Here is a 25637-nt window from a genome sequence, read left to right as displayed (position 1 = left end):
TGTCACCATCCCGCCGGCATGGCGGGCCCCTCCCCGTTCAGGCCAAAGCCTTTGCGGTTTCATTCAACGACTTCCAAGTCTTCTCGAACAGCTCGTCGATTTCACTGCGGCTGATGACCAGGGGTGGCGACAGCAGCATGGAATCGTAGGTGGCCCGGAGGATGAGTCCGTTGTTCAAAGCAATATTACGGCATAATCCGCCCACCTTGCCACGGTCAGCGAAAAACTTGCGTTCGGCCTTGTTCGGCACCAGTTCCAGGGCCCCGACCATGCCGGCAATACGGACCTCACCGACCAGCGGATGTTCACCCAGCGCCTTCCAGCGCTCGGCCAGATAAGGGCCGGTATCGTACTTGCAGGTTTCCACGATCTTCTCGTCCTGCAGGATGCGGATGTTCTCCAGCGCCACTGCGGCGCAGACCGGGTGACCGGAATAGGTGTAGCCGTGCGCTAGCTCACCCCCCTGCTGGCGCAGCACCGAAGCCACGCGCTCGTTGAACAGCACCGCACCCATCGGTATGTAACCCGAAGTCAGGCCTTTGGCGGTGGTCATGATGTCGGGGGTGAAGCCGAAATACTGGGCACCGAACCATTCGCCGGTGCGGCCATAGCCGCAGATCACTTCGTCGGCGCAGAGCAGGATGTCGTATTTGCGGCAGATACGCTCGATTTCCGGCCAATAGCTCATCGGGGGGATATACACGCCGATGGCTCCCATGATCGGTTCGCCGATGAAAGCGGCTACGCGATCCGGGCCGAGCTCGAGGATTTTCTCTTCCAACCGGCGTGCTGCGACCAGTCCGTATTCTTCTTCCGAATAGTCGCCACCATCGGCGAAAAAGAACGGCGGTTCGATGTGGTGGATGTCCGGAATCGGCAGGCCGCCCTGGGCATGCATGCCTTTCATGCCGCCGAGGCTGGCACCGGCCACTGTCGAGCCGTGGTAGCCGTTGTAGCGGCCGATCACGATGTTCTTGTTCGGCTGGTCCTGCACCGCCCAGAAATGCCGGACCATGCGCAACACGGTGTCATTGCCCTCCGAGCCGGAGTTGGAATAGAACACATGGTTGAGATCGGCCGGCGAAATTTCGGCAAGCTTGGCGGCCAGGTGGATGGCCGGCTCGGTAGTGCATTGGAAGAAGGTGTTGTAGTAAGCCAGTTCGTCCATCTGATGGGCGGCCACCTGCCCCATTGACTTGCGGCCGTAACCGATATTGACGCACCACAGGCCGGCGAAAGCATCGAGTAGCTTGTTGCCTTCTTTGTCCCAGACATAACAGCCCTCGCCACGGGTCAGAATGCGGGTGCCTTTCTTGGCCAGCTCGGCATTGTCGTTGAACGGATGGATGTGGTGGGCGGCATCGAGCTGCTGCAGGCGTTCATAGGCGTGAGGCATTTGAGGCAATCCGGTTAGACGTTGAGCAACAGGAACTCGCGTTCCCAGGAGCTGATGACGCGGAAGAAGGTCTCGTATTCCTTGCGTTTGATGCACACATAGGCGCGGCAGAAACGCTCGCCGAGGATTTCGGACAGCGCCTTGGAACGCTCCAGATATTCGAGGGAGTCCTGCATCGACTTGGGCAGTTCGAAGCCGGTGGTATGCGTGTAGCCGGTCGAGGGTTCGGTCGGCTGGAGTTTCTGCTCGATGCCCAGCAGGCCGCAGGCCAACGTGGCGGCGATGGCCAGATACGGATTGACGTCGGACCCGGCGAAGCGTGTTTCGACACGCATGTTCTCCGGGGAATCGAACGGCACGCGCAGGCCGCAGGTGCGGTTGTCGTAACCCCACTGCACGTTCTTCGGCGACACTTCCCCGTAGATCAGACGGCGGTAGGAGTTCACGTTCGGCGCAAAGAACGCCATGGCCTCTGGGATGTAGCGCTGCAGGCCGCCCAGGTAGTTCATGAACAACTCGCTGTGGCGGGCGCCACCCTTGCCGATGAATACGTTCTTGCCGGTCTTGGCATCGACCAAGCTCTGGTGGATGTGCATCGAGCTGCCCGGCTCGTTTTCCATCGGCTTGGCCAGGAAGGTGGCATAGATATTGTGGCGCATCGCAGCTTCGCGCATGGTGCGTTTGAACAGGAACACCTGATCGGCGCGCGACAGCGGATCGGCGTGGATGAAGTTGATTTCCAGCTGGGCCGCGCCGGATTCATGGATCAGGGTGTCGACGTCGAGCTCCATGGCCTCGCAGTAGTCGTACATCAGATCGAGAATCGGATCGAATTCGTTGACGGCATCGATGGAATAGCTCTGCCGCGCCGTTTCCGGCCGGCCATTACGGCCAGCCGGCGGCTGTAGCGGGAAATCCGGATCGGTGTTCTTCTGGACGAGGAAGAATTCCAGCTCGGGGGCGATGATCGGCTTCAATCCGAGGGCGTCGTAACGCTCGATGACCCGCCGCAAAACATTGCGCGGGGCCAGATCGTGTGGCTTGCCTTCCTTGGTGAAGCAGTCATGGATGATCTGCACGGTCGGGTCGGACGCCCAGGGCACGGTGCGCACGGTATTGGGGTCCGGCCGCAAATACATGTCCGAATCGGACGGGCTGACGATCTGGTCGTACTCGTCGATGTATTCGCCGGTGACCGTGGTCGCGAAAATGCCTTCGGGCAGACGGGTGCCGAAGTCATGCGAGAACTTGGCGGCCGGGATGATTTTGCCACGCGCGTTGCCGGTCATATCCGGCACCAGGCACTCGACTTCGGTAATGCGGTTTTCACGCAACCAGCGCTTGAGATGGCTCTCTTCGCGCTCGCTGGCGGCACTTTGCTTGGCCGGGGTCGAAACGACCTTGTCTTCTTTGGCCGGAAGGACGCGACGCTCGGACTTTTTGCCCGACTTGCTCACGGTCTTGGCCGCCGTTTTTTTCGTGGCTTTCGCAGTTTTCGTGGTTTTGCTGGTTTTCTTACTCATGACTTCACCTGGTTACGGCCAGCGGCGCGGGCTTTGCAGGCCGCACCGAAAGCTTTGAATATTTCGAGAGAGAACGGATTTTCCGTGACCTTCCATTCCGGGTGCCATTGCACCGCCAGCAGGAACGTGTCGTCGGAATCGAGTCGGATGGCTTCAACCAGCCCGTCGGGCGCCATGGCTTCGGCAATCAGGTTGTCGCCCAATTTGTTCAGGCCTTGGCCATGCAGGGAGTTGACGTTCACTTCAGTGGCACCGGCCCAGCGCGCCAACCAGCCGCCCGGGACCAGATTCAGGGCATGTGCCGGCGCGTATTGCACATCCAGCGGCTGGCTGAGATCTTCCTTGTGATTCATCATGCCGGGTACCTCGTGCACTTTCTGGTGCAGAGTGCCGCCCATCGCCACGTTCACTTCCTGGAAGCCGCGGCAGACCGCCAGCACGGGAACGCCTTTGGCAATCGCCTTCGGAATGAGGTTGAGGGTGGTCAGATCCCGGCTGGGGTCATGCAGATTGCCTTCATAACTGGGCTCATCGGAGTAATGGTGCGGTTCGATGTTGCTCGGTGATCCGGGCAGAAACAATCCATCCAACTGATCCAGCAGCGCATCCAGATCCAGGCCCGGGGCAACGGAAGGAATGAGAAGCGGCTGTGCGCCGGAACCGTCCAGAATGGCGCGGATGTATTTTTCACCCACGGCCTGGAACGGGTGCGGGCCGATCATTCTGCTGTCTGCGGGGATTCCGACGAAAATCATGCACGCGGGCTAAGTGGCTCGATAGAGCGTTTACCCTAACCCGACTGTAAAATTTTATCAACAGAAATTTTTATCCCCGGATAAAGCCCAACAAACCCGTAATAACGCCCGTTGCGCCCGAATTGACGACCATGAAACGTTTGTTTGAGTTCCCGGATTACCGTAAATACGCATCGAAATCCGCGTTAATGATGAATATTTTTTACACTCTGCAAAATCTCTGCTAGTATCAGCGCAACCATTCCGGATGCCTGCAATGACCGATTCCACCCTCCATCCCGCCGACGCCAAGGTTCTGGCCGCCCACAACAATGCTGAACTGATCGATCTGATTCTGCCCGACATGAATGGCCTGCTGCGCGGCAAACGCATCACCCGTGACGCGCTGGAAAAAGTGTTCCAGAACGGCGTCTGCCTGCCGATGTCGCTGATCGGCACCGATGTAACCGGCAATACCGTGGAAGAAACCGGTCTGGGCTATGACATCGGCGACGAAGACCGCATCTGCCGCCCGATTCCGGGCACACTGCGCCCGATTCCCTGGCAGCAGCGCCCGATGTTGCAGTGCCTGCTGAGCATGGAAGGCTTCCACGGCGGCATGTTCTCGGCCAATCCGCGCGAAGTGCTGAAGAGTGTGGTGCAGAAATTCACCGATCGCGGCCTGACCCCGGTGGTGGCGGTCGAGCTCGAGTTCTATCTCCTCGACAAGCAACTGACCCCGGACGGTCGCCCGCAGACTTCGATCAACCCCTCCACCGGAGAACGCAACAAGACCACTCAGGTCTATTACATGGGTGATCTGAATGATTACCAGGGCTTCACCGACGCCGTGGCCGACGCCTGCACCGCCCAGAACATTCCGGCCGACACCGCCGTCGCTGAATACGCACCGGGCCAGTTCGAAATCAACCTGAAACACCGCGATGACGCCGTGGCCGCCTGCGACGACGCCACCCTGCTCAAGCGCGCCATCAAATCGATCGCCGAACAGCAGAATCTGCTGGCCAGCTTCATGGCCAAGCCGTTCGTCGATCAGGCCGGTTCCGGCACGCACATCCATGTGTCCCTGCTGGATAAAGACGGCAAAAATATTTTCGCCAGCAGCCAGGACAATCCGGCGGCGGAACTCAAGCACGCCATTGCCGGCCTGCAGTCGGTGTCCAAAGACTGCATGCTGATGTTCGCGCCGCACGCCAACAGCTACCGCCGCTTCGTGCTGAACGCCTTCGTGCCACTCAACGACTGCTGGGGCTTCAACAACCGCACCGTGGCCATGCGCATCCCACATTCCGATGAAAAGAACGTGCGCATCGAACACCGCATAGCCGGCGCCGATGCCAATCCGTATCTGGTCACCGCCGCGGTGCTGGCCGGCATTCTGCATGGTCTGGATACCAAAGGCGATCCGGGTCCGGCCATCAAGGGCAATGCCTACGAACAGACCGAGCAACGACAGCTGTTCTGGCGCGACACCATTAATGACTTCATGGCCAGCGGCTTCATCAAGGACATGTTCGGCACGGAATTCCAGCACGTGTTCGGCCAGCAGAAGCTCAAGGAAATGCGCAGCTTCTACACCGAAGTCACCACGCTCGAATACGACTGGTACCTGCGCTCGGTCTGAGCCGGGTTTCGCGCATGTCCGGCAGCCACGTCCGCTCCTGGTACGCCGCCTCGGCACCGGATTTTCCGGCGCAAGCGGCGCTTGAAGGCACACTGCAGGCCGATGTCTGCATTCTCGGTGCCGGCATCGTAGGCCTGTCCACCGCCATCGAACTGGCCGAAGCCGGTTTATCGGTGGTCGTTCTGGAAGCCCAATGCGTCGGTTGGGGTGCTTCAGGGCGCAGCGGCGGCCAGGCTATTTTCGGTTTTGGCTGCGATCAAAGCAAAATCACCCAAGCGGTCGGTCTGGCTGACTCCAAGCGTCTGTTCGACTGGTCGCTGGAAGGGCTTGAGCTGATCAAACAGCGCTGCACGCAATACGGCATCGACTGCGACTGGCGCGACATCCACGCGCATGTGCCAATCAAGCCGCGGCACATCACCGAGCTGAAAAGCTGGCAACACGATCTGGCTGAAAACTTCGATTACCCGCTGCAGTGGTGGGACCGCGAGCAGCTGCAGGCGGTCATGCCCAACCAACGCTATCTCGGCGCTTTGGTCGACCCCAACAGCGGCCATCTGCACCCGCTCAAATACACGCAGGGTCTGGCGCATGCTGCGCTCGGGCTGGGCGTGCGCATTTTCGAACAATCGAAAGTCACGCAACTGCTGCGCGGCGACCGGCCGGTGTTCAAAACCGCCCATGGGCAGGTGCAGTGTGATTTTGCCGTGTTGGCCGGCAACGCCTATGTACATGGCATCGCACCGGAACTGGACGACAAGATCATGCCAGTCGGCACCTACATCGGCGCCACCGAACCCTTGGGCGAAGCGCGGGCCAAAGCCCTGATCAGCAACGACATGGCGGTGGCCGATGTGAACTGGGCGCTGGATTATTTCCGGATGAGCGCAGATCACCGCCTGCTATTCGGCGGACGCGCCTCCTATTCCACGCTGCCGCCGCCGAATCTTTCCGGCACCCTGCGCCGGCGCATGACCCGGGTGTTTCCGATTCTTGAAGGGGTGCGCATGGATTATGTCTGGGGCGGCTATGTCGATATTTCGCTGAACCGCGCCCCGCACTGGGGCCGCCTGGGCAGCAATGTCTTTTTCGCCCAGGGCTTTTCCGGCCACGGCATCGCCGCCACGGGTCTTGCTGGCCGAATCATGGCCGAGGCCATCCGTGGCCAAGCGGCTCGACTGGACGTATTCAGCCGCATTCCGCACCGCAACTTTCCCGGTGGCCGCGCCCTGCGCACACCACTGCTGGTGGCCGCCATGGCCTGGTTCAAATTGCGTGATGCCTTGTTTTGATTGATAATAGCGGCATCCTCCAGGCCTCGGCTTTACAAGCCCCGGCTTTCGGCTTAACCTGAATTCACCTTCGACGCGCTCGCGTCGTCCATACGACCTTTCATGACCCAGACGCCCGCGCCAGAGGCCGTAGAGCCCTTTCCCGCTCATACGCCGCAACAACAGGAAATGCCGCTGGCCTTGGTCAAAGGCCAGCCGGTCTTGCAGATGCCGCAGGATCTGTACATTCCGCCGGACGCGCTGGAAGTCATCCTGGAAAGTTTCGAAGGCCCGCTCGATCTGCTGCTTTACCTGATCCGCCGTCAGAACCTCGACATCCTCGACATTCCGGTCGCCGAAATCACCAAGCAATACGTGTCCTACATCGGCGTGATGGAAGATCTGCGTTTCGAACTGGCCGCCGAATATCTGGTGATGGCCGCGATCCTGGCCGAAATCAAATCGCGCATGCTGCTGCCGCGTCCGCCCTCGGAAGACGGCAACGAAGCCGATCCGCGTGCCGAACTGGTACGCCGCCTGCAGGAATACGAACGTTTCAAGAAAGCCGCCGAAGACCTCGATACCCTGCCGCGTCTGGAGCGCGACACCAGCATCGCGCATGCGTTCATGCCCGACCGCATCATCCACCGCGCTCCACCTGAGGTGGACCTGAAGGAAATGCTGCTGGCCCTGCGTGATGTCCTCAAGCGCGCCGACCTGTTCAGCCGCCACGCCATCAAGCGCGAAGCGTTGAGCGTGCGCGAGCGCATGTCGATCGTGCTCGATCGCCTGCGGGACGGCCAGTTCCATAGCTTCGAAAGCTTCTTCATTCCCGAAGAAGGCCGCATGGGCGTGGTGGTGAGTTTCCTGTCCATCCTCGAGCTGGCCAAGGAACGCCTGCTGGAAATCGTGCAGGAAGGGCCGCTGGCCCCCATTTTCATCCGCGCCCGTGAGCTGACCGCCGAAGAGGCCGAAGCCACCGAGCGCGACAATGCCATGCAATCCGAATTCGACGAACCGTCAGCCTGATCCGAATATGAGCGAAAACGACCTGAATCTTGCCCCGATCCTGGAAGCCACCCTGTTGGCCTCCACCCTGCCGCTGAACACCACCCAGCTTTACGGCATTTTCGGCGATACGCCGCCGAAACCCGGTGCCATCGAGCAAGCCTTAACCGAACTTAAAGCAGCCTGCGAGGGCCGTGGGGTGGAGCTGGTCGAGGTTGCCTCGGGCTGGCGCTACCAGGTCAGAAGTGAGGTTCACCCTTATGTAGCAAGGCTTTGGACCGAACGCCAGAGCAAATATACTCGCGCCACATTGGAGACTTTGGCCCTGATCGCCTACCGCCAACCGATCACCCGCGGCGAGATCGAACAGATCCGGGGCGTCAGCGTCAGCGCAACTATGATAAAATCGCTGGAAGAACGGGAATGGATTCGCGTTCTTGGTCACCGCGATGTGCCCGGACGCCCCGAGTTGTTCGGCACCACCAAGACCTTTCTGGACTATTTCGGCCTGAAGAGCCTCGATCAGCTGCCGCCTCTGGCGGAGCTGAAGGAATATCCGGAACTGGAACCGCAGCTGTCCTTCGATATATCCGAGCCCATTCCGGCTCAGGCCGCCGTTGTTACGGAGCCGAGCGGAGATCTGCCGGACGAAACCGACCACGCCACCCCCGAGACCGAGCCGTCCACCGAATCCGTCGAGACGACGACTGACCCCTTGCAGCACTGAGGCGCCCTCCGCGCCGGAGACAACCCCGAATGAGCGAGAACACTCGCAAAGTCCTTTCATTGAAAGGCAAAGACGCCGAACCCAAGAATAAAGCTTCCGAACGATTGCACAAAGTCCTGGCCCAGGCCGGCCTGGGTTCACGGCGTCTGCTCGAAGAACGCATCGCGCAGGGCGCGGTCAAGGTCAACGGCGAAACCGCCCAAACCGGTCAGTCAGTCGCCAGCGGCGACCGCATCGAAATCGACGGCAAGGTGTTCGTCGCTTCGGCCCTGAGCGAACCGAGCTCGGTGCTGATCTACAACAAGCCCGAAGGCGAAGTCACCACCCGCGAAGATCCCGAAGGCCGCCCGACCATTTTCGATGCCCTGCCCCGCTTGAAAGGCGCGCGCTGGATCGCGGTCGGTCGCCTCGACATCAACACCACCGGCCTTCTGCTGCTGACCACCGACGGCGAACTGGCCAACGCACTGATGCATCCGTCCGGCAACATCGAACGCGAATACGTCTGCCGCATCCACGGCGAAGTGCCCGACAACGTGGTCGATCGCCTCGCCCGTGGCGTCGCGCTGGATGACGGCCCGGCCAAATTCGAAAAAATCGAACGCATCGGCTCCAGTGATTCGCACGCCTGGTTCCAGGTCGTCATCACCGAAGGCCGCAACCGCGAAGTCCGCCGCCTGTGGGAATCGCAGGGCTATCAAGTCAGCCGCCTGAAGCGCGTGCGCTACGGCGACATCACCTTGCCGCGCCTGCTCAAACGCGGCCAGTGCGTGGAACTGGAACAGACCAAAGTGGAATCCCTGCGTGCCCATTTCGGCCTCGACAACAACGCCCCGGTGCTGACCCTGCAGCCAGTGATCGGCCAGCGCAAATCTCGCCCGACTGAAATCCGCGTCGGCAGCGACCGCAACCAGAACGCCTACGTCAACGGCCATGTCAACGAAGAAGCCCGTGAATTGCGCCGCTTCGATCACGTGCGCGAAGAACGCCCGCGCGGCGGCCGTGGCCGCCCCGGTGCCGGCGCCAAGAAGCCGTTCAACAAAGGCGGAAAGTTCGACGGCGACAACGCCGGCAACCGCGCGCCGCATGCCGGCAAGCCGTTCAACAAAGGTCCGCGTCCGGAGCGCGATGACAACTTCGGCAACCGCGCCGAGAAACCGCGTTTCAACAAAGGTCCGCGCAGCGGCCAAGGCGCTCAACCGGCCGGCGAGTTCAAGTCCTGGTACGTGCCGGATGGCGTCGATACCGGCTCACGCGTGGCGCCGCCGCGCACGCCGCGTGCCCCGAAACCGTTCGGTGAACGCGGTCCGAAACCTTACGGCGACCGCGCCGCCAAGCCCTTCAATAACCGTGGCCCGCGTCCGCAGGGAGATCGACCGCAAGGCGATCGTCCATACGCCCCGCGTGGTCCGAAGCCCTATGGCGACCGTCCGCAGGGTGATCGTCCGTTCAATGCCCGGGGCCCGCGCCCGCAGGGTAATCGTCCGCAAGGCGACCGTCCATATGCACCGCGCGGTCCGAAACCGTATGGCGACCGCCCGCAGGGAGATCGTCCGTTCAATGCACGTGGCCCACGCCCCCAAGGCGACCGTCCGTTTACCCCGCGCGGTCCGCGCCCGGATGGCAACCGTGCCGGTCCGAAACCGCCGTTCAAGAAGCGCAAGCCGGAAGACGGTTTTCCCTCGGACGATTGATGCCTGAAAAAAGCCCGCGAATGCGGGCTTTTTTTCATATCATGCCGGCGGTTGATGCTTGATTGTGGGATTGCGCACGATTAAGAAACCACATATCGGCCCCACCCGCACCACAAGAAAAATTAGGGGGCACTTGTTAAGCTAAGTCTTTGTCCGCGAAAGTATAGCCACTAGTCCCGACCACGACTATTATCGGAGGTGCAATAGGGGATTTCTGCTCCATTTACAGACCAAGCCGAGGTAATCATGAATAAGGCACAACACGCGCTGGTGGCTTCCATCAGCATCGCCCTGCTGACGCTGGGCGCCTGCAAGAAAGAAGAAGCACCGGCCGCACCGGCAGCCGCAGCGCCCGCTCCCGCGGTGGCAGCACCCCCACCACCACCGCCAAGCGCCGAGCAAATGGCGCAAGCCGCCGAAGATCGCAGCAACACACTGGAAGCCGATGACACCACCTGGTCGCCGGAGGCCATGGAAGAACTTTTGGCGCCGATTGCCCTTTACCCCGATACCGTACTCGAGCAGGTGCTGGTCGCCTCGACCAATCCGCAGGAAGTATTGGATGCCGGCAACTGGCTGTTCGACAATCCGACCTTGAAAGGCAAAGCCCTGGACGAAGCCGCCGAAACAAAAGGTTTCACACCGCCAGTGCTGGCCTTGGTGCAGTTCCCGGAAACCGTGGACATGCTCTGCCAGGAAATGGCCTGGACCACCGAGCTCGGCCAGGCTTATGTGAATGACCAGGCCGGCGTGATGGAGGCCGTGCAGCGCCTGCGCCGCCAAGCTAGCGATGTCGGCAACCTGAAATCCTCGCCGCAAATGACCGTATCCACGCAAACCGTCGATAAAGTCCAATACGTGACGGTGTCGCCGCCGAGCCCGCAAATCGTTTACGTACCGCAATACGATCCGGTGGCGGCCTATGCCCCGCCGCCGCCGGCACCCGCCGCCGCCCCGACCACCACCACCGTAGTGCAGGAAGGCCACAGCGACGGCGCCATGCTCACCACCGCCATCTTCGCCTTCGGTGCCGGCATGCTGGTCAACGAGATCTTCGATGACGATGACGATTACTGCAACCGTTATTCCTACAGCTATAACTGCTATGGCGGCAGCTACTGGGGCCGTCCGCCGGTGTACTACCCGCCGTACCCGTACCGGCCCAACTACGGCAACGGTTTCTACCCGAGCTACGGTTACAACCGCCCGGGCTACAACAACCGCCCCGGTTATAACAACGACAGCTTCAACAACAACAACGTCAACATCAATATCAACAACAATGATTACTGGGGCCGCTACGATAACAACAACGGTTACAACGGTGGTCGCCGCCCGGAAGCACGCAGCCCGATTTCCCAAGCCAACCCGAAACGCAATGATCTGAACGATCTGAACCGTCAGGCCGCGAAAGGTCCGAAGCGCCCGGCACCGACCAAAGGTCCCGAGTTCAACGACCGCAATTCCTACAAAGCCGCACGCCCTGCCGACCGCACTGCCAGCACCCGCAACAGCATCACCGGCAAGCCCGGCACTGCGAAAGACGGCAAGGTACAGGGCAGCTACAAGGGCGCCAAGCCGAACAACGACAAGATGGCCGCCGGTAAAGCCGCCGGTGCCGCCGCCAGCCGTGATTTGCCAAAGGTGCAGGGTTCCTACGCCGGAAGCAAGGACAAATCCGCCGCGCAGAACCGGGATATGGCCGCCAATAAATCGGCACGCCCGACGCCTGACAAGAGCAATGCGCAGCGGCCGCAGCCGGGCAATAAAAGCGGCGCCGACCGTGGTTATTCCGATGCCAACCATGATCGAGCGCAGGCGCAGAACCGCCAGCAGCAAGATCGTCAGCAGCAGGATCGCCAAGCGCAGAATCGCCAGCAGCAGGACCGTCAGCAACAGAACCGCCAGCAAAAGCCGTCTGCCGTTTCCGGCAGTTCGCGCGGCGGCAATGATGCCCGCGCTGCCAGCCAACGCGGCAAGCAAAGCATGCCCGATGGCGCCCGCAGCAAACAACCCGCCAATAAAAAGCAGCGTTAAGGAGCATACCCATGTTAAAGAAATCTCGGATTCTGCAAAGCTTCGCTGCCATTGCCCTGCTCGGTCTCGCCCTGACCGGTTGCACGAAAAAAGACGACACGCCGCCGGTGGCCGAAAGCCGTCTGTTCGCAACGCCGGAAGCGGCGGTCGATGCCATGGTGGCGGCGTTGGAAAAGCAGGATAAAGAAGCCCTCAGTCGCATTCTCGGACCGGACGGTGTGGAAATCCTGTCATCCGGCGATCCGGTCTCCGATGCCGGCGACCGTGACGAGTTCCTGGCCGCGTACAAAGCAAAGCACGCCCTGCAGGCGGATGGCGAACGCAAGACCCTGGTCATCGGCACGGACGATTGGCCGTTCCCGATTCCGCTGGCCAAGCAGGGCGACAAATGGTATCTGGATACCGCCGCCGGTGCCGATGAGCTGATCTATCGCCGCATCGGTGAAAACGAACTCGGTGCCATCGCTGTCAGCCGCGGTTATGTGGATGCCCAGAAGGAATATGCGTCGGTCGGCCGTGATGGCGGCGAACCCGGCGTCTATGCCATGAAAATTCTGAGCGATGACGGTCTCCAAAACGGTCTGTACTGGCCAACCACGGAAGACGAAGCTCCCAGCCCGATTGGTGCTTTTGTGGCCGAGGCAGCGGCGGAAGGTTATAGGACCGATGCAGCATCGGCTTATCACGGTTACCGTTACCGTCTGATTTACCGTCAGGGCGACAAAGCCGCGGGCGGTGCCAAGGATTATTTCGCCGATGGCCGTCTGACCGGCGGTTTTGCGATGATTGCCTGGCCGGCGGATTACGGCAATAGCGGGGTCAAGAGCTTCCTGGTCAATCAGGACGGCACCGTGTTCGAGAAGGATCTCGGTGAAACCACCGAAGAAGCCACAGCAGCCATCGACAGCTTCAATCCGGAGGAAGGCTGGAAAGCCGTTCCGGCGCAGTAATGCCTTAAGCCTTCCTGAAAAACCCGCTTCGGCGGGTTTTTTCATTTCAAAGTTATGTCAATTTATCAAAACATGTCTGCCCATTCATCTTAAGCACAACACAAAGTTCATGGATGATGGAACGGCATTGGTAAGGCATAAGGATGCGGCGGAGTTAAGAAAAACAGGAATTCACAGCCGGGCTATGGTCCGGCAGTCGTCTTAATGCTGGTCCAGCGCATGGTGGATCAACACCACGCATTGTGATGCGAACAGCATCTTCGATCCCAGCGTGATTTTCTTCGCACCAAGGCGTTCGAGACTATGGAAGGTCTTCTTCGGCATCGGGATATGGTCGGTGAGCAGGAAGCAGGAATTGCCTTGAAAGCTCTGCTCTCGGATCGGGGTGCCTTTCCGGTCCATCACGAACAACTGGTGGTTCTCGGCCAGTTCCTGCACCAGTCGCTCGAAGCTCACCGTGCGCACAGTGACACCGGATTCCACCGACCGGGTTTCCTCCTTGCCCATCCCCTTTGACATATCCAGCGCCTTAGCGATTTTTGCCAGCAGCGCGCGTTCGTCGAAACCACCGAGTTCGTGCATGGCGTTGATGTCGAAAAAAACCGTGCGGGAGAAATCCTGGGTGCTTTCCAGGACTAAATAGACCCTGACATCCGCGCGGTGCGACTGGGCCACGAAAACCGCGTTCATCAGGGTATGCGCCAGAATTTCGGCATGGGCATCCTTGCCGATGGACGCCAACAGTTTTTGGCTGTCCGTGGGTGCCGCCCGCGCTCTCAGTAGAAAGGTTCGCATACATGTCCCGTCAATGGTACGCTCAATGATATCAGTATCGTTTCTGGTTCGAGCCTTCCATCAGCAGCAATACGCGGGCAACACGATACGCACGGCCAGAAAAAGACGACTGACTGGAAATTGAGCGGCCCGCACTACGGTTTTTCCGGAGTTGGGGAAATCCTCAGCAATTTACCGCTGTCCGCCAGCAGATAGACCAGGCCGTCCGGGCCTTGTTCGACATCGCGGATACGCTCGCCCAATTCACCAAGCAGTCGCTCGCGCCGGACTTCCTTATCGCCGTCGAACTGAATCCGCCACAGCGCGGTTCCGGCCAGTGAACCCATCAGGATGTGATTTCGCCACTTGGGAAATACGGGACCCGTATAGAACAGCATGCCGGAAGGGGCGATCGAACGCGGCACCCAGATACTCAAGGGTTCCACGAATTTCGGACTGTGTTTGCCGCCGCCCAGACGGCATTCCTCACCGACCGGCTCGCCGTAATGGCAACCGTAGCTGGCGGTCGGCCACCCGTAATTTTTGCCGGCCTGAACCCGGTTGATTTCATCGCCGCCCTGTGGACCGTGCTCACTCAACCAAAGCACGCCCGTGCCCGGATGCAGTGCCGCGCCCTGCGGATTGCGATGCCCCAGACTGTAGATTTCCGGACGGGCGCCGGTTGCTTTCCATACCGGATTATCCGCCGGTATGCGTCCATCGCGCTGGACGCGCACCACTTTGCCAATGGTCTGCGTCATGTCCTGAGCCGGGGTGAATTTCTGGCGATCGCCCAAAGTGATGAACAGGGATTTGTCGCGGCCGAACACCAGCCGCGATCCGAAATGTCCGGCACCCTCGACCTTGGGAATCTGGCGGTAAATGATTTCGGTGGACTGCAGTCGGCCATTGATGAGTTTTGCCCGCGCGACTGCCGTGCCGGACACGCCACCTTCACCGGGCTCGGCATACGACCAATACAGCCATGACGTGCGGGCGAAGTCTGGGTCCAGCGCCACATCCAGCAAGCCGCCCTGCCCCTGCGATGCCACGCGCGGCAGGCCAGTAATCGTTTGTTCAATACGCCCACCATCCCGCGAAAGCAGTGCGATGCTGCCGGACTTCTGGGTCACCAGCAGACGACCATCCGGCAGGAATGCCATGCCCCAAGGCGATTTCAGGCCGGCATTGAGCTCAGTCAGCTGCAGCGTGTAATCGCTGGATTTCAGTAGCTGTGTTTTCTGTGCCGCAGCCAATCCCGGAACACACAGTACTGCCAGACCGAGACCGCGCCAGTGCAATGTCCTGTAAGCCATACAAGATCTCCTCAATCGTGGAGGGTGAAGCTGTCGGCATCCAGATGCGCGGGAAACCGTTGCCGGAACGCCGCCAACTCGGCATACGATATGCGCGCACTCTGTGTCTGTGGCGTGTCCCCGGATTCGACCACGGTCTGTCCGAGGAAATCGAGCACCGTACTGCCGCCGAGATAATGCAGACCGTTGCCATCGCCGCCGGTGCGATTGACGCCGACCACATAACTCAGGTTCTCGATGGCGCGCGCCTTCAGCAGGGTCTGCCAAGCGAAATGGCGCGGGCTCGGCCAGTTCGCCACGTAAATCAATAGGTCGTAATCGTAGCCGTCTGCCTGTGTCTGCCCGAAACGGTTGCGCGAGAACACCGGGAAACGCAGGTCGTAACAGACCAAGGGGCAGATGCGCCAGCCTTTGTACTCCACGATGATTTTATCGCGGCCGGAAGCATAGCGATCGTGCTCTCCAGCCATGCGGAACAGGTGGCGTTTGTCGTAATGCTGGATGCTGCCGTCCGGCGCGGCCCACAGCATGCGGTTGAATACCGCGTCACCTTCACGGATCTGCACGCTGCCGGTAATCACGGAACCCAGCGCCGCCGCCTGGGCGCGAAGCCAGGCTACGGTCGGTCCGTCCATGGTTTCCGCCTGCGCCAACGCTTCGTTGGAGAAACCGGAGGTGAAGGTTTCCGGCAATACGATGATGTCGGCATCCGGTGCCAATCCGGCCAGCAATGCGGTGTAGTAGTCGCGGTTGGCTTGCGGATCATGCCAGACGGTATCGGCCTGCACGATGCGGATGTTCAGATCGGCCGGACTCATACCTGCTCCAAGCGTGCGATGGCGGCGTCAAGCGTGTCCGGATTCTTGGCGAAGCACAGCCTTACCAAGCGCTGGCCCGCCGGCGGCGACTCATAGAACGGCGACAGTGGAATGGCGGCGACGCCTTTTTCCGTGCACAGCCAGCGTGCGAATTCGGCATCGGGCAGATCGGAGATGGCGGAATAATCGACCAGCTGGAAATAACCGCCGGGCACCGGCAGGGCTTTGAAGCGCGTGCGCGCCAGCTTGCCGGCCAGATAATCGCGTTTGGCTTCGTAAAACGCGCCGAGTTCGGCGTAATGCCCGGGCTGCTGCACGATCATTTCGGCGAATGCCCACTGCGCCGGTGCGAAGCTGCAGAAGGTGTTGTATTGATGCACCTTGCGGAATTCTGCCGACAGCGCTTTGGGCGCGATGCAGTAGCCGATTTTCCAACCGGTGCAGTGATAGGTTTTGCCGAAGCTGGAAATCACGAAGCTACGTTCGGCCAGTTCCGGATAACGCAGGGCGCTTTCATGGCGAACGCCGCTGAACACGATGTGTTCGTAAACCTCGTCGGACAGCACCAAAATATCGGTATCACGGGTCAATTCAATCAGGCGCTGCATATCATCGGCCGACCACAGCGCGCCCGACGGATTGTGCGGGGTGTTGATGAAGATCATCCGGGTTTTTGCGGTGACCACAGCCTGAAGCCGTTCCCAGTCCACCGAAAAATCAACCGGATTCAGCGGCACATGCACGCACACGCCACCGGCCAGGTCGATGGCCGGTTCATAGCAGTCGTAGCAGGGATCGAGCACGATGACTTCATCGCCGGGCCGGACCACGGCCAGAACGGCATTGAAAATGGCTTCTGAGGCGCCACTGGTCACCGTGATCTCGGCCTCCGGACAGGCGGCATGGCCGTAACAAGCGATTGTCTTGGCGGCAATGGCCTCGCGCAGGGCCGGAATGCCGGTCATCGGGGCATACTGGTTTTTGCCCTCTCGCATGGCACGGCCCAAGGCGTCCACCAGGAATTCCGGCACCGGAAAGTCCGGAAATCCCTGCCCCAGATTGACCGCCTGATGCTGCATGGCCATCTGCGACATGACCGTGAAGATGGTGGTGCCGACCTTCGGCAGCTTGGTTTGCAGGGGCATGGCGGGGTTCCGGTATGACTTGAATCAATATTATGCAACAGGATTCCGAAATTCACGGGAAATTAGCGTTTAAGTGTTTGTAAAACCGCTAAAATGAGCAGGTCGTATTCCGGAACCCCGCCGCCAGCATGTCCGCCGCCATCGCCGCCTTGATTCAAGCCGATGATCTGTGCTTTTCGCGCAATGCCGAACGCATCTTCGGACCCTTGAATTTCCAATTACAGGCCGGCGAAGCCTTGATGGTAAAAGGCGATAACGGCTCGGGAAAAACCACCCTGCTGCGGGTGCTGGCCGGACTCTTGCCTCAGGAATCCGGAGTGATCCGTTTGAAAGGGCATCCCTTCAGCCGTGCCGCTTTCGTGCACCTCGCGGCATACCTTGGGCACCGGCATGGCCACAAAGCGGAACTGACGGTCCTTCAGAACCTGCGCTTCACCGCCAGCCTGCACGGTCGCGTCAGCGAAACCCATCTGGAAAAACTGATTGGCGAATGCGGCCTGGCCGGATTCGAAGACACGCCGGCCGGAAAACTTTCCGCCGGGCAGAACAAACGCCTGAGTCTGGCCCGTCTGCAAGCCCGACCGAGCGCATTGTGGCTGATGGATGAGCCCTATGCCAACCTCGATCTGGCTGGCATCGACTGGGTCAACCGTCTGGTCAAGCAGCATATTGCGACAGGCGGTGCCGCGCTGATCAGCACCCACGGGGCTTATGCCGCGCCGGCGGTACCGGTGCGCATGCTGGAAATTTCCCGGAGCGCGGCCCATGCGTGAACTGCGCGCCCTGCTTGCCCGCGACCTCGGACTGATGTGGCAGAAACGCAGCGATGCCGCGCAACCGATGCTGTTCGCCTTGATGGTCTGCGTGATGTTCCCGTTGGCGATGGGCTCCGAACCTGCGCGTCTGGAACAAAGTGCCAGCGCGGTGATCTGGGTCGCGCACTTGTTGGCCGGCATGCTCGTGCTCGACAATCTGTACCGCAGCGATTTTGAAGACGGCAGTCTGGAACAGTTGCTATTGGCGCCGGTGCCGCTGCCGATGGTGATTGCCAGCAAGGTCGCCGTGCATTGGCTGACCACCGCGCTGCCTTTACTTGTGCTGACGCCCTTGCTGGCGCAGCTGCTATTTCTGCCCATGAACCTGTTGGCGGTGCTGATGCTGAGCCTGCTGATCGGCTCGCTATTGATGAGCCTGATCGGCGCGGTGGTGGCGGCGCTGACCCTGGGCATCCGGCGCTCCGGACTATTGCTGGCGCTGATGGCCTTGCCGATGTATGTGCCTGTGCTGGTGTTCGGTGCCGGCAGCGTGTGGTCAGCCGGCCAGGGGCTGCCTTGGCTCGGTGCGATTTATCTGATGTGCGCCGGATTGGTGCTTTTGATTGTGCTGGCGCCGTGGGCCGCCGCCAGCGCCTTGCGTTTGGCCCTGAGTTGACGAAACGATGAATAAAATCCTGCTTTGGTTCAATCAAACCGGCTCTCCCGCCCGTTTCGACGATTTCGCGCGGCGATGGAGCACGCCCAGTTTCGTGCTGGCCCTGATCTTGATGGCCGTCGGCATTTACGGTGCGCTTTTGTCGGTACCCGCAGACTATAAGCAAGGTGACAGCTTCCGCATTCTTTACATCCACGTTCCGGCAGCCTGGATGAGCCTGATGATTTTCGTAATCATGGCGGTGCAAAGCGCCATCGCCCTGATCTGGCGCATCAAAATCTGCGAACTGCTTGCCATGGCCTCAGCGCCCATCGGTGCGGTGTTCACCGCCATCACCCTGATCAGCGGTGCGGTCTGGGGCAAACCGACCTGGGGCACCTGGTGGACCTGGGACCCGCGCCTGACCTCGGAATTGGTACTGCTATTTCTCTACCTCGGGGTCATCGGGCTGTACAACGCCATTGACGATCGCCGTGCCGCCGGCCGTGCTGCCGCCTTTCTCGCCATCATCGGCGTGGTCAATGTGCCCATCGTGCATTTCGCGGTGACCTGGTGGAACACCCTGCATCAGGGCGAAACCATCCGCCTGATTGGCCCCTCGAAAATGGACAGCAGCATGGTCTGGCCTCTGCTGGTCCTGGCCCTAGCCACCAAGCTCTGGTACATCGGCTCGGTACTGGTGCGTGCACGCGTGCTCAATCTGCAGCAGGAAAGCCGTAAACAATGGGTCATCGAACGTTACGGAGAATCGGCATGAGTCACTGGTTTTTCATCACCCTGGCCTACAGCGCATTCGTCGTGCTGCTGCTTTGGGATTTTCTGGCTCCGCAGTGGTCGCTTCAAGGCATCGTGCGCGCCATCCGTCTTCAACAACGCAAAAGCAGGTCCGCATGAACCCCGTCCGCAAACGTCGCCTCATTCTGGTCGGTCTGGTGCTACTCGCCGCCGCCGCCGCTGCCGCATTCATCGCCATGGCACTGCAGGAAAACATCAACTACCTGCACACGCCCTCGGAAGTCCGTACCGGCAAAGCACCCGAATCGGCGCGCTTCCGGCTCGGCGGCGTGGTCTGCAACGGCAGCGTTAAGCGCACCGACGGCACTCTCGATGTGCGGTTCAACGTTACCGATGGCAAGCGCTACGTTCCCGTGCAATTCACCGGCATTCTGCCGGACATGTTCAAGGAAGGCAGCAGCGTGATCGCCACCGGAAAAATGAAAGGGGCTGAATTCGTTGCCGGCGAAGTGTTGGCCAAGCATGACGAAACCTACATGCCGGCGGAAGTCGCGAAAAGCATGACCCCCGAAATGCAGGCCAAGATGAGTCAAGGGCCGGCCATGCACACCCTGGACTGCGGAGCACCCTGATGCTGCCTGAACTCGGTCAAATCGCCCTTCTCATCGCATTCGTGCTGTCCCTGTTGCTCGGTGTCCTGCCCCTTTGGGGCGCACAGCGCGGCAACACCACCTTGCAGTTGACCGCACGCCCTTTGGCATTCGCCCTTCTGGCCGCGGTGACCGTCAGTTATATCCTGCTGACCGTGGCGTTCGTGCAGCATGATTTCTCCGTCGCCTATGTCGCCAAAAATTCCAACACCCTACTGCCGATGATGTACCAGATTTCGGCGGTCTGGGGCGCCCACGAGGGATCCCTGCTGCTCTGGGTTCTGACCCTCTGCATCTGGATTGCTGCGGTTGCGGTTTTTTCCAAGAATTTGCCCGATGTAGTCCGGGCGCGGGTGCTGTCCATCATGGGACTGGTGGCGCTCGGCTTTCTGGCCTTTACCGTCATCACTTCCAACCCGTTCGAGCGCATGCTGCCCGCTCCGGTGGAAGGCCACGATCTCAATCCCTTGTTGCAGGATCCGGGCCTGATTTTCCATCCGCCACTGCTGTACATCGGCTATGTCGGCTTCTCGGTGGCCTTCTCCTTTGCTATCGCCGCGCTGATTGACGGCGAGATCGATCCCCGCTGGATCCGCTGGGCGCGCCCCTGGACCAACGTGGCCTGGGCTTTCCTGACGCTGGGTATAGCACTCGGCAGCTTCTGGGCCTATTACGAGCTGGGCTGGGGTGGTTGGTGGTTCTGGGATCCGGTCGAGAACGCCAGCTTCATGCCTTGGTTGGTTGGTGCGGCCTTGCTGCATTCGCAGGCCACCACGGAAAAGCGCGGCAGTTTTTCCAGCTGGACGCTGCTGCTGGCCATTGCGGCCTTTTCGCTCTCCCTGCTCGGTGCCTTCCTGGTGCGCTCGGGCGTACTGACCTCGGTGCATGCCTTTGCCTCCGATCCCGATCGTGGCATGTTCATTCTTGCTTTCCTGTGCTGCGTGGTCGGCGGCTCGCTGGTGCTGTTCGCCCTGCGTGCGCCGAAAGAAGCGGGCAAGCCCTTCCACTGGCAATCGCGTGAAAGTCTGCTGCTGCTCAATAATCTGCTATTGACCGCGGCCGCGGCCATGGTGCTGCTCGGAACCCTCTACCCCTTGCTGGCGGATGCGCTCGGTCTCGGCAAAGTGTCGGTCGGTCCGCCGTATTTCGGCAAGCTGTTTTTGATCCTGATGGCGCCGATGGTCCTGCTGATTCCATTCGGACCACTGAGCCGCTGGCAACGCGAGAATCTCTCGGATGTGGCACGCTGGTTGGCGCCCTGGCTAGCGCTTGCCGCCCTGATTGCCATCATCGCCTATTTCCGGGCACCGCAACATCCGTTGAAATCGGCCATGGCCTGGTTTTCCGGAATATGGATCGCGCTCGGCACCGCACGCTTCGTCTGGCACCGTTTTGCTCAGGCGCAGGGCCGGTTCACCGCGGAGATGATTGGCATGGTGACGGCGCATGCCGGCGTCGCCGTATTCTGCTTCGGCGCACTGATGACCGAAGGTCTGAGCGTAGAAAAAGACGTGGCGGCAAAGCCCGGCCAGAGCTTCGAGGTCGGCGACTACCGATTCACCTTCCTCGGCGTGAATGAAGTTGCCGGGCCGAACTTCATCGCGCAACGGGGCGATATCCAGGTCGGCGTTGGAGAACGCCATCTCGGCATCCTGCATCCGGAAAAGCGCCAGTACGCTTCGGGTGGCAGCAGCATGACCGAGGCCGATATGCATGGCGGTTTCACCCGTGATCTTTACGTCGCACTGGGCGAACCGACCGACAATGCCGGCGGCTGGGCATTGCGTCTGCATGTGAAACCTTTCGTGCGCTGGATCTGGTTCGGCTCCATCCTGATGGCGCTTGGTTCGCTCATCGTTATTTTCGACAAGCGCTTCAAACGTAAAGGCAATGAAGTATGAGCCGCCTGCTGCCGCTGCTGGCCTTCATCGCACTGGCGCTGTTGCTTTTCGTCGGCGTACGCATGAACTCCGGAAAAGACAACTCCGCCATTCCTTCGCCGCTGATTGGAAAAACGGCACCGGCAATGCGATTGCCGGAATTGGTGCTTCCGGAATCACGGCTTGGAATCGTAGACCTGAAAGGCAAAGCCTATGTCCTCAATGTCTGGGGCAGCTGGTGCGTCAGTTGCCGTATCGAGCATCCCGTCATCACACAACTGGCAAAGTCCGGCACCGTGGTCGTCGGTTACAACTACAAAGACAGCCCGGAAGATGCCGCACGTTGGCTGGCACAGTACGGCAATCCGTTTGCACTGGTCATTCAGGACCGCGATGGCCAAGCGGCTTTGGACTGGGGTATTTACGGCGCGCCGGAAACCTTCGTCATTGATGCCGCCGGTGTTGTGCGTTTCAAACATATCGGTCCGCTGACGCCGGAAATCGTTCAGGAAAAAATTCTGCCGGTACTGCAGGAGGCCCCATGAAAAATATCTTCGCAGCATTGTTGCTGCTCGCCGGCTTTCTGTGCTCCGGCACCGCCGCCGCAATCGATCCGATTGACTACCAAAGCCCGGCCGAAGAACAGCGCTTCAAGGATCTGGCGGCCGAACTGCGTTGTGTGATGTGCCAGAACCAGAGTATCGCTGACTCGAATGCACCCATTGCACACGATTTGCGCATGGAAGTATTGCGTCTGATGCGCGAGGGCCGTAACGATGAAGAAATTAAGCAGTACCTGGTGGAGCGCTACACCGATTTCGTGCTGTATGAACCGCCGATGCGAGGTGGCAATTGGCTGCTATGGATAGGTCCGTTCGTTCTGCTGCTAATCGGCGGAATTGCAGTTGCTGCTGTGATCCGGACTAAAAACAAACAACCGGATGCGGCCGGAAACGGCGCCGCCGGCGAGGAATGGTAATGACCCTGTTCATTTTGATCAGTCTGCTGCTGGTACTCTTGCTTCTGGCAATCGCATTGAAACCGCTCTGGCTAAAACAACGCGGCTTTGCAGCCGCTTTGTTGCTGGGCTGCGCCGGACTCACCGCTGGACTGTATTGGCAATTCGGCCGACCTGAAGCCATCGGCTATCAGGCTCCGCAGGCCGCCGAGCAGACCATTGAACAGGCCCTGGCCGAGCTTGAAACCGTCGTCCGCGAGCAGCCCACCAATCTCGAAGCCCGCGTTCTTCTGGCGCGCAGCTATCTTCAAACCGGGCAGTACCAAGTAGCGCAACCGCACTTCGCCGAAGCACTGAAACTGGCTCCCGACAACGCCGGACTGATGGTTGATTATGCAGAATCCATTTTCCGTGCCGGCAAACCGGAAGTTCCGGATCCGCGCGCACGCGAATGGATCGACAAAGCGCTGAGCATCGAGCCGGACAACCAGCGCGCCCGTTTCTTCAGTGGCATCCTGCTGTTGCAGGCCGGCCAACCGAAGGATGCGGCCGCTGTATGGGAAAGTCTGTTACCGCAGGTCGATGCGACAACCGCACAGGCTTTGTTGCCGCAAATCAACCGCGCACGCGTCGATGCCGGTCTTCCGGCCATGACCATGCCGAGCGTTCGTGTCGTCAGCATCGCCGTCGATGTCGATTCCTCTCTGAAAGACAAAACGCCCCCGGGCGGTGTTCTGTTCGTATTTGCGAAACGCATCGATGGCGTCGGTCCACCACTGGCGGCAAAACGGATTCCGCTCGCAGCATTCCCCATCCAAGTGCAATTATCCGATGCCGATTCGGTCATGCCGACAGACCGCTTATTCAGCCAATCCGGATTCGTTCTGCAGGCACGTGTTTCCGTCAGCGGCACTGCCGAAGCAGGTGCCGGGGACTGGCAGAGTGCGCCTGTCACGATGCAATCAGATAAACTGGCAGCGGTCACCTTGGTCCTGCGCCAGAATCCATGAGCGAATTCATTTCAACCGGCACCCGCTTTGCGCCCCTGCCCTCGCCTTTCGTGTTCAAGCGCGGCGGCAGCCTGAGTGGCGGGCGAATGGCGTTCGAAACCTGGGGGCAGTTGAACGCAGCGAAAGACAATGCCGTGCTGATTCTTACCGGGCTGTCACCCAGCGCCCATGCCGCCAGCTCCTCTGAAAATCCCGAGAAAGGCTGGTGGGAAGCCATGGTGGGAGCCGGCAAGGCCATTGATACCGGCTCTTGGTATGTCATCTGCATCAACACGCTCGGCAGCTGCAAAGGTTCGACCGGTCCGGCATCTGTGGATTCAAGTACCGAACAAGCTTACCGGCTTCAGTTTCCAGACCTGTCCATAGAAGACTGCGCCGCTGCCGCGAAGGCGGTGTTGAATCACCTCGGCATCGAATCGCTGGCCTGTCTGGTCGGAAACTCGATGGGTGGCATGGTCGCCCTGTCCTTCCTGCAGCAGTTCCCGCTGGTCACCCGCAGTCACATCAATGTTTCCGGCAGCGCCCAGGCACTGCCATTTTCCATCGCCATACGTTCGCTGCAGCGTGAAGCCATCCGGCTCGATCCGAATTGGAATCAAGGCCGCTATGACACAACTGACTATCCCCGCAACGGCATGCGCATTGCCCGTAAACTCGGCGTGGTGACCTACCGCTCGGCCATGGAATGGGACGGCCGTTTCGGACGGGTGCGCCTGAACAGCGAAACGTCCCAAGAACGATTCGGTATGGAATTCGAGGTTGAGAGTTATCTTGAAGCGCATGCCGAACGTTTCGTCGACCAGTTCGATCCGAACTGCTATCTCTACCTGAGCCGCGCCATGGACTGGTTCGACATCTGCCAGTCCTGTGCAAGAGATGGCGACGATGTGGTCGGTGCCTTGGCCACACTTCCTCTGAATAGCGCGCTTGTGCTCGGCGCCACCACCGACATCCTGTTTCCGCTGCACCAACAACAACAGATTGCCGACGGCTTGGCAAAGGGTGGAGCGAAAACCCGCTTCATGGCCCTTGACTCCCATCAAGGGCATGATGCCTTTCTGGTCGATATTGATAAATTCGCCCCACCCATCCGACACTTCCTCGACGAACTCAGGAACATTCCATGAACGACCTTACTTTTACCGGCAAGGAGCACCTGCTCGATCTGATCCGCAAGGCCTGCGCGGCTTCCGACTCGCAAGCCACCATGGCCATTCTGCGCGACGGCCTGAGCGCGCTGATCACGTCCAAGAAAGTTTTCCTGCCCGAATGCGTATACGAGCCGGTGGAGGGCCATTATGCCCGTCGCGAAATCTACAAATGTCCGGAAACCGGAGTCAGCGTGGTCGCGATGACCTGGGGTCCCGGACAGGGCACGCCGATTCATGATCATTGCGGCCTTTGGGGCGTCGAGGGTGTCTGGCAAGGTGAAATCGAGATCGTCCAATATGAGCTGCTGGAAGACGAGGCCGAGCGCTGCCGATTCGAGCGGCTCACGCCGGTCATGGGCGGCGTCGGCTCCTCCGGCTGCATCATTCCCCCGCATGAATACCACACCATCCGCAATCCAAGCCCCGATAAAATTGCGATTTCCCTGCACATTTACAAGGACAGCATGGGCGACTGCTCGATTTTCGAGCCGCTCGGCGACGGCTGGTACGGCAAAGGCCGCAAGTTGCTGTGCTTGGATCCGGTCGACTGTGAATAAACCGCCCGATTGGGTATAATGGGTGTCCACATGCCGGTGTGGCGGAATGGTAGACGCGGCGGACTCAAAATCCGCTTATGGTGACATAGTGTAGGTTCGAGTCCTATCACCGGTACCAAATCAAAAACCCCTCGTTGCCGAGGGGTTTTTCATGTCCGGGCACTTGATTCGGGTCAATTTGACGGTGCTATCAGTTGTGCTACATTGGCCTCTCACACGCCGAGGAG

25 protein-coding genes and 1 tRNA gene are annotated in these 25637 nt (G+C 60.0%); 19 read left to right on the top strand and 7 right to left on the bottom strand.

Annotation, left to right across the window (positions count from 1 at the left end; translation table 11 throughout):
- Positions 1 to 37: 37 nt before the first annotated feature.
- Genes ACIQ1A_RS07220 through ACIQ1A_RS07210 form a run of 3 tightly spaced genes read right to left on the bottom strand, consistent with a single transcriptional unit; the run spans position 38 to position 3674 of the window.
- Positions 38 to 1396 (bottom strand): aspartate aminotransferase family protein, encoded by a 1359-nt coding sequence (locus tag ACIQ1A_RS07220; protein ID WP_395770387.1) that lies wholly within the window; start codon positions 1394 to 1396, stop codon positions 38 to 40.
- Positions 1397 to 1410: 14 nt separating this feature from the next.
- Positions 1411 to 2919, bottom strand: a complete 1509-nt coding sequence (locus tag ACIQ1A_RS07215) for a glutamine synthetase family protein (protein ID WP_395770386.1) — start codon at positions 2917 to 2919, stop codon at positions 1411 to 1413.
- Positions 2916 to 3674, bottom strand: coding sequence for a gamma-glutamyl-gamma-aminobutyrate hydrolase family protein (locus ACIQ1A_RS07210; protein ID WP_395770385.1), 759 nt, complete (start codon positions 3672 to 3674; stop codon positions 2916 to 2918). Before ACIQ1A_RS07210 ends, ACIQ1A_RS07215 begins: the two co-directional genes overlap by 4 nt.
- 247 nt (positions 3675 to 3921) lie before the next feature.
- Between ACIQ1A_RS07210 and ACIQ1A_RS07205 the strand changes: the two genes are divergently transcribed.
- The 7 genes from ACIQ1A_RS07205 (at position 3922) to ACIQ1A_RS07175 (ending at position 12985) form a co-directional block, all read left to right on the top strand.
- Entirely contained in the window at positions 3922 to 5298 is a 1377-nt protein-coding gene (locus tag ACIQ1A_RS07205; protein WP_395770384.1) for a glutamine synthetase family protein, read from the top strand.
- A 14-nt stretch (positions 5299 to 5312) separates the two neighbouring features.
- Positions 5313 to 6590 carry an NAD(P)/FAD-dependent oxidoreductase gene (locus ACIQ1A_RS07200; protein WP_395770383.1) on the top strand — a complete coding sequence of 426 codons (1278 nt, stop codon included), beginning with the start codon at positions 5313 to 5315 and terminating at the stop codon, positions 6588 to 6590.
- A gap of 102 nt (positions 6591 to 6692) precedes the next feature.
- Entirely contained in the window at positions 6693 to 7598 is a 906-nt protein-coding gene (locus tag ACIQ1A_RS07195; protein ID WP_395770382.1) for a segregation and condensation protein A, read from the top strand.
- Between the two features lie 7 nt (positions 7599 to 7605).
- Positions 7606 to 8304 (top strand): SMC-Scp complex subunit ScpB, encoded by a 699-nt coding sequence (scpB, locus tag ACIQ1A_RS07190; RefSeq protein ID WP_395770381.1) that lies wholly within the window; start codon positions 7606 to 7608, stop codon positions 8302 to 8304.
- A gap of 29 nt (positions 8305 to 8333) precedes the next feature.
- Positions 8334 to 9998: a 23S rRNA pseudouridine(2605) synthase RluB gene (gene rluB, locus ACIQ1A_RS07185; RefSeq protein ID WP_395770380.1), complete on the top strand. Its 1665-nt coding sequence runs from the start codon at positions 8334 to 8336 to the stop codon at positions 9996 to 9998.
- A gap of 246 nt (positions 9999 to 10244) precedes the next feature.
- Entirely contained in the window at positions 10245 to 12035 is a 1791-nt protein-coding gene (locus ACIQ1A_RS07180) for a DUF3300 domain-containing protein (RefSeq protein WP_395770379.1), read from the top strand.
- Between the two features lie 11 nt (positions 12036 to 12046).
- On the top strand, positions 12047 to 12985 hold the full coding sequence (locus tag ACIQ1A_RS07175; protein WP_395770378.1) for a DUF2950 domain-containing protein: 939 nt from the start codon (positions 12047 to 12049) through the stop codon (positions 12983 to 12985).
- Between the two features lie 201 nt (positions 12986 to 13186).
- Here the strand turns inward: ACIQ1A_RS07175 and trmY are convergent, their stop codons facing one another.
- The 4 genes from trmY to ACIQ1A_RS07155 all read right to left on the bottom strand — a co-directional run bounded on the left by trmY (position 13187) and on the right by ACIQ1A_RS07155 (position 17038).
- Positions 13187 to 13780, bottom strand: coding sequence for a tRNA (pseudouridine(54)-N(1))-methyltransferase TrmY (trmY, locus tag ACIQ1A_RS07170; protein ID WP_395770377.1), 594 nt, complete (start codon positions 13778 to 13780; stop codon positions 13187 to 13189).
- 134 nt (positions 13781 to 13914) lie between these two features.
- Positions 13915 to 15075, bottom strand: coding sequence for a PQQ-dependent sugar dehydrogenase (locus ACIQ1A_RS07165; RefSeq protein WP_395770376.1), 1161 nt, complete (start codon positions 15073 to 15075; stop codon positions 13915 to 13917).
- An 11-nt stretch (positions 15076 to 15086) separates the two neighbouring features.
- The gene (locus ACIQ1A_RS07160) at positions 15087 to 15893 is read right to left on the bottom strand and encodes an amidohydrolase (RefSeq protein ID WP_395770375.1); all 807 of its coding nucleotides are present in this window, start codon (positions 15891 to 15893) and stop codon (positions 15087 to 15089) included.
- Entirely contained in the window at positions 15890 to 17038 is a 1149-nt protein-coding gene (locus ACIQ1A_RS07155) for a pyridoxal phosphate-dependent aminotransferase (protein ID WP_395770374.1), read from the bottom strand. The genes ACIQ1A_RS07160 and ACIQ1A_RS07155 overlap by 4 nt, the downstream gene beginning before the upstream one ends.
- 128 nt (positions 17039 to 17166) lie before the next feature.
- Here ACIQ1A_RS07155 and ccmA point away from each other — a divergent pair, with 128 nt between their 5' ends.
- From ccmA to ACIQ1A_RS07095, 12 genes are all read left to right on the top strand, one after another.
- Positions 17167 to 17811: a heme ABC exporter ATP-binding protein CcmA gene (gene ccmA, locus ACIQ1A_RS07150; RefSeq protein WP_395770373.1), complete on the top strand. Its 645-nt coding sequence runs from the start codon at positions 17167 to 17169 to the stop codon at positions 17809 to 17811.
- Positions 17804 to 18469 carry a heme exporter protein CcmB gene (ccmB, locus tag ACIQ1A_RS07145; protein ID WP_395770372.1) on the top strand — a complete coding sequence of 222 codons (666 nt, stop codon included), beginning with the start codon at positions 17804 to 17806 and terminating at the stop codon, positions 18467 to 18469. The genes ccmA and ccmB overlap by 8 nt, the downstream gene beginning before the upstream one ends.
- A gap of 7 nt (positions 18470 to 18476) precedes the next feature.
- Positions 18477 to 19226 carry a heme ABC transporter permease CcmC gene (gene ccmC, locus ACIQ1A_RS07140; RefSeq protein WP_395770371.1) on the top strand — a complete coding sequence of 250 codons (750 nt, stop codon included), beginning with the start codon at positions 18477 to 18479 and terminating at the stop codon, positions 19224 to 19226.
- Complete coding sequence (gene ccmD / locus ACIQ1A_RS07135) at positions 19223 to 19363, top strand: heme exporter protein CcmD (RefSeq protein ID WP_395770370.1); 141 nt, start codon at positions 19223 to 19225, stop codon at positions 19361 to 19363. The genes ccmC and ccmD overlap by 4 nt, the downstream gene beginning before the upstream one ends.
- Positions 19360 to 19836 (top strand): cytochrome c maturation protein CcmE, encoded by a 477-nt coding sequence (gene ccmE, locus ACIQ1A_RS07130; protein ID WP_395770369.1) that lies wholly within the window; start codon positions 19360 to 19362, stop codon positions 19834 to 19836. Before ccmD ends, ccmE begins: the two co-directional genes overlap by 4 nt.
- On the top strand, positions 19836 to 21755 hold the full coding sequence (locus ACIQ1A_RS07125; RefSeq protein WP_395770368.1) for a heme lyase CcmF/NrfE family subunit: 1920 nt from the start codon (positions 19836 to 19838) through the stop codon (positions 21753 to 21755). The genes ccmE and ACIQ1A_RS07125 overlap by 1 nt, the downstream gene beginning before the upstream one ends.
- Positions 21752 to 22279 carry a DsbE family thiol:disulfide interchange protein gene (locus tag ACIQ1A_RS07120; RefSeq protein ID WP_395770367.1) on the top strand — a complete coding sequence of 176 codons (528 nt, stop codon included), beginning with the start codon at positions 21752 to 21754 and terminating at the stop codon, positions 22277 to 22279. The genes ACIQ1A_RS07125 and ACIQ1A_RS07120 overlap by 4 nt, the downstream gene beginning before the upstream one ends.
- Entirely contained in the window at positions 22276 to 22713 is a 438-nt protein-coding gene (locus ACIQ1A_RS07115; RefSeq protein ID WP_395770366.1) for a cytochrome c-type biogenesis protein, read from the top strand. The genes ACIQ1A_RS07120 and ACIQ1A_RS07115 overlap by 4 nt, the downstream gene beginning before the upstream one ends.
- Positions 22713 to 23702, top strand: a complete 990-nt coding sequence (locus ACIQ1A_RS07110) for a tetratricopeptide repeat protein (RefSeq protein ID WP_395770365.1) — start codon at positions 22713 to 22715, stop codon at positions 23700 to 23702. Before ACIQ1A_RS07115 ends, ACIQ1A_RS07110 begins: the two co-directional genes overlap by 1 nt.
- Positions 23699 to 24829, top strand: coding sequence for a homoserine O-acetyltransferase (locus tag ACIQ1A_RS07105; protein WP_395770364.1), 1131 nt, complete (start codon positions 23699 to 23701; stop codon positions 24827 to 24829). Before ACIQ1A_RS07110 ends, ACIQ1A_RS07105 begins: the two co-directional genes overlap by 4 nt.
- Positions 24826 to 25410 (top strand): cysteine dioxygenase, encoded by a 585-nt coding sequence (locus ACIQ1A_RS07100; RefSeq protein ID WP_395770363.1) that lies wholly within the window; start codon positions 24826 to 24828, stop codon positions 25408 to 25410. The genes ACIQ1A_RS07105 and ACIQ1A_RS07100 overlap by 4 nt, the downstream gene beginning before the upstream one ends.
- 32 nt (positions 25411 to 25442) lie before the next feature.
- Positions 25443 to 25528, top strand: a tRNA-Leu gene (locus tag ACIQ1A_RS07095).
- Positions 25529 to 25637 lie beyond the last annotated feature (109 nt).

The sequence above is a fragment of the Arenimonas sp. genome, assembly GCF_044353605.1.
Taxonomy (GTDB): Bacteria; Pseudomonadota; Gammaproteobacteria; order Xanthomonadales; family Xanthomonadaceae; genus Arenimonas.
Note: the sequence above shows the minus strand (reverse complement) of the source record. Positions and strands in the feature narration are given on the sequence as shown.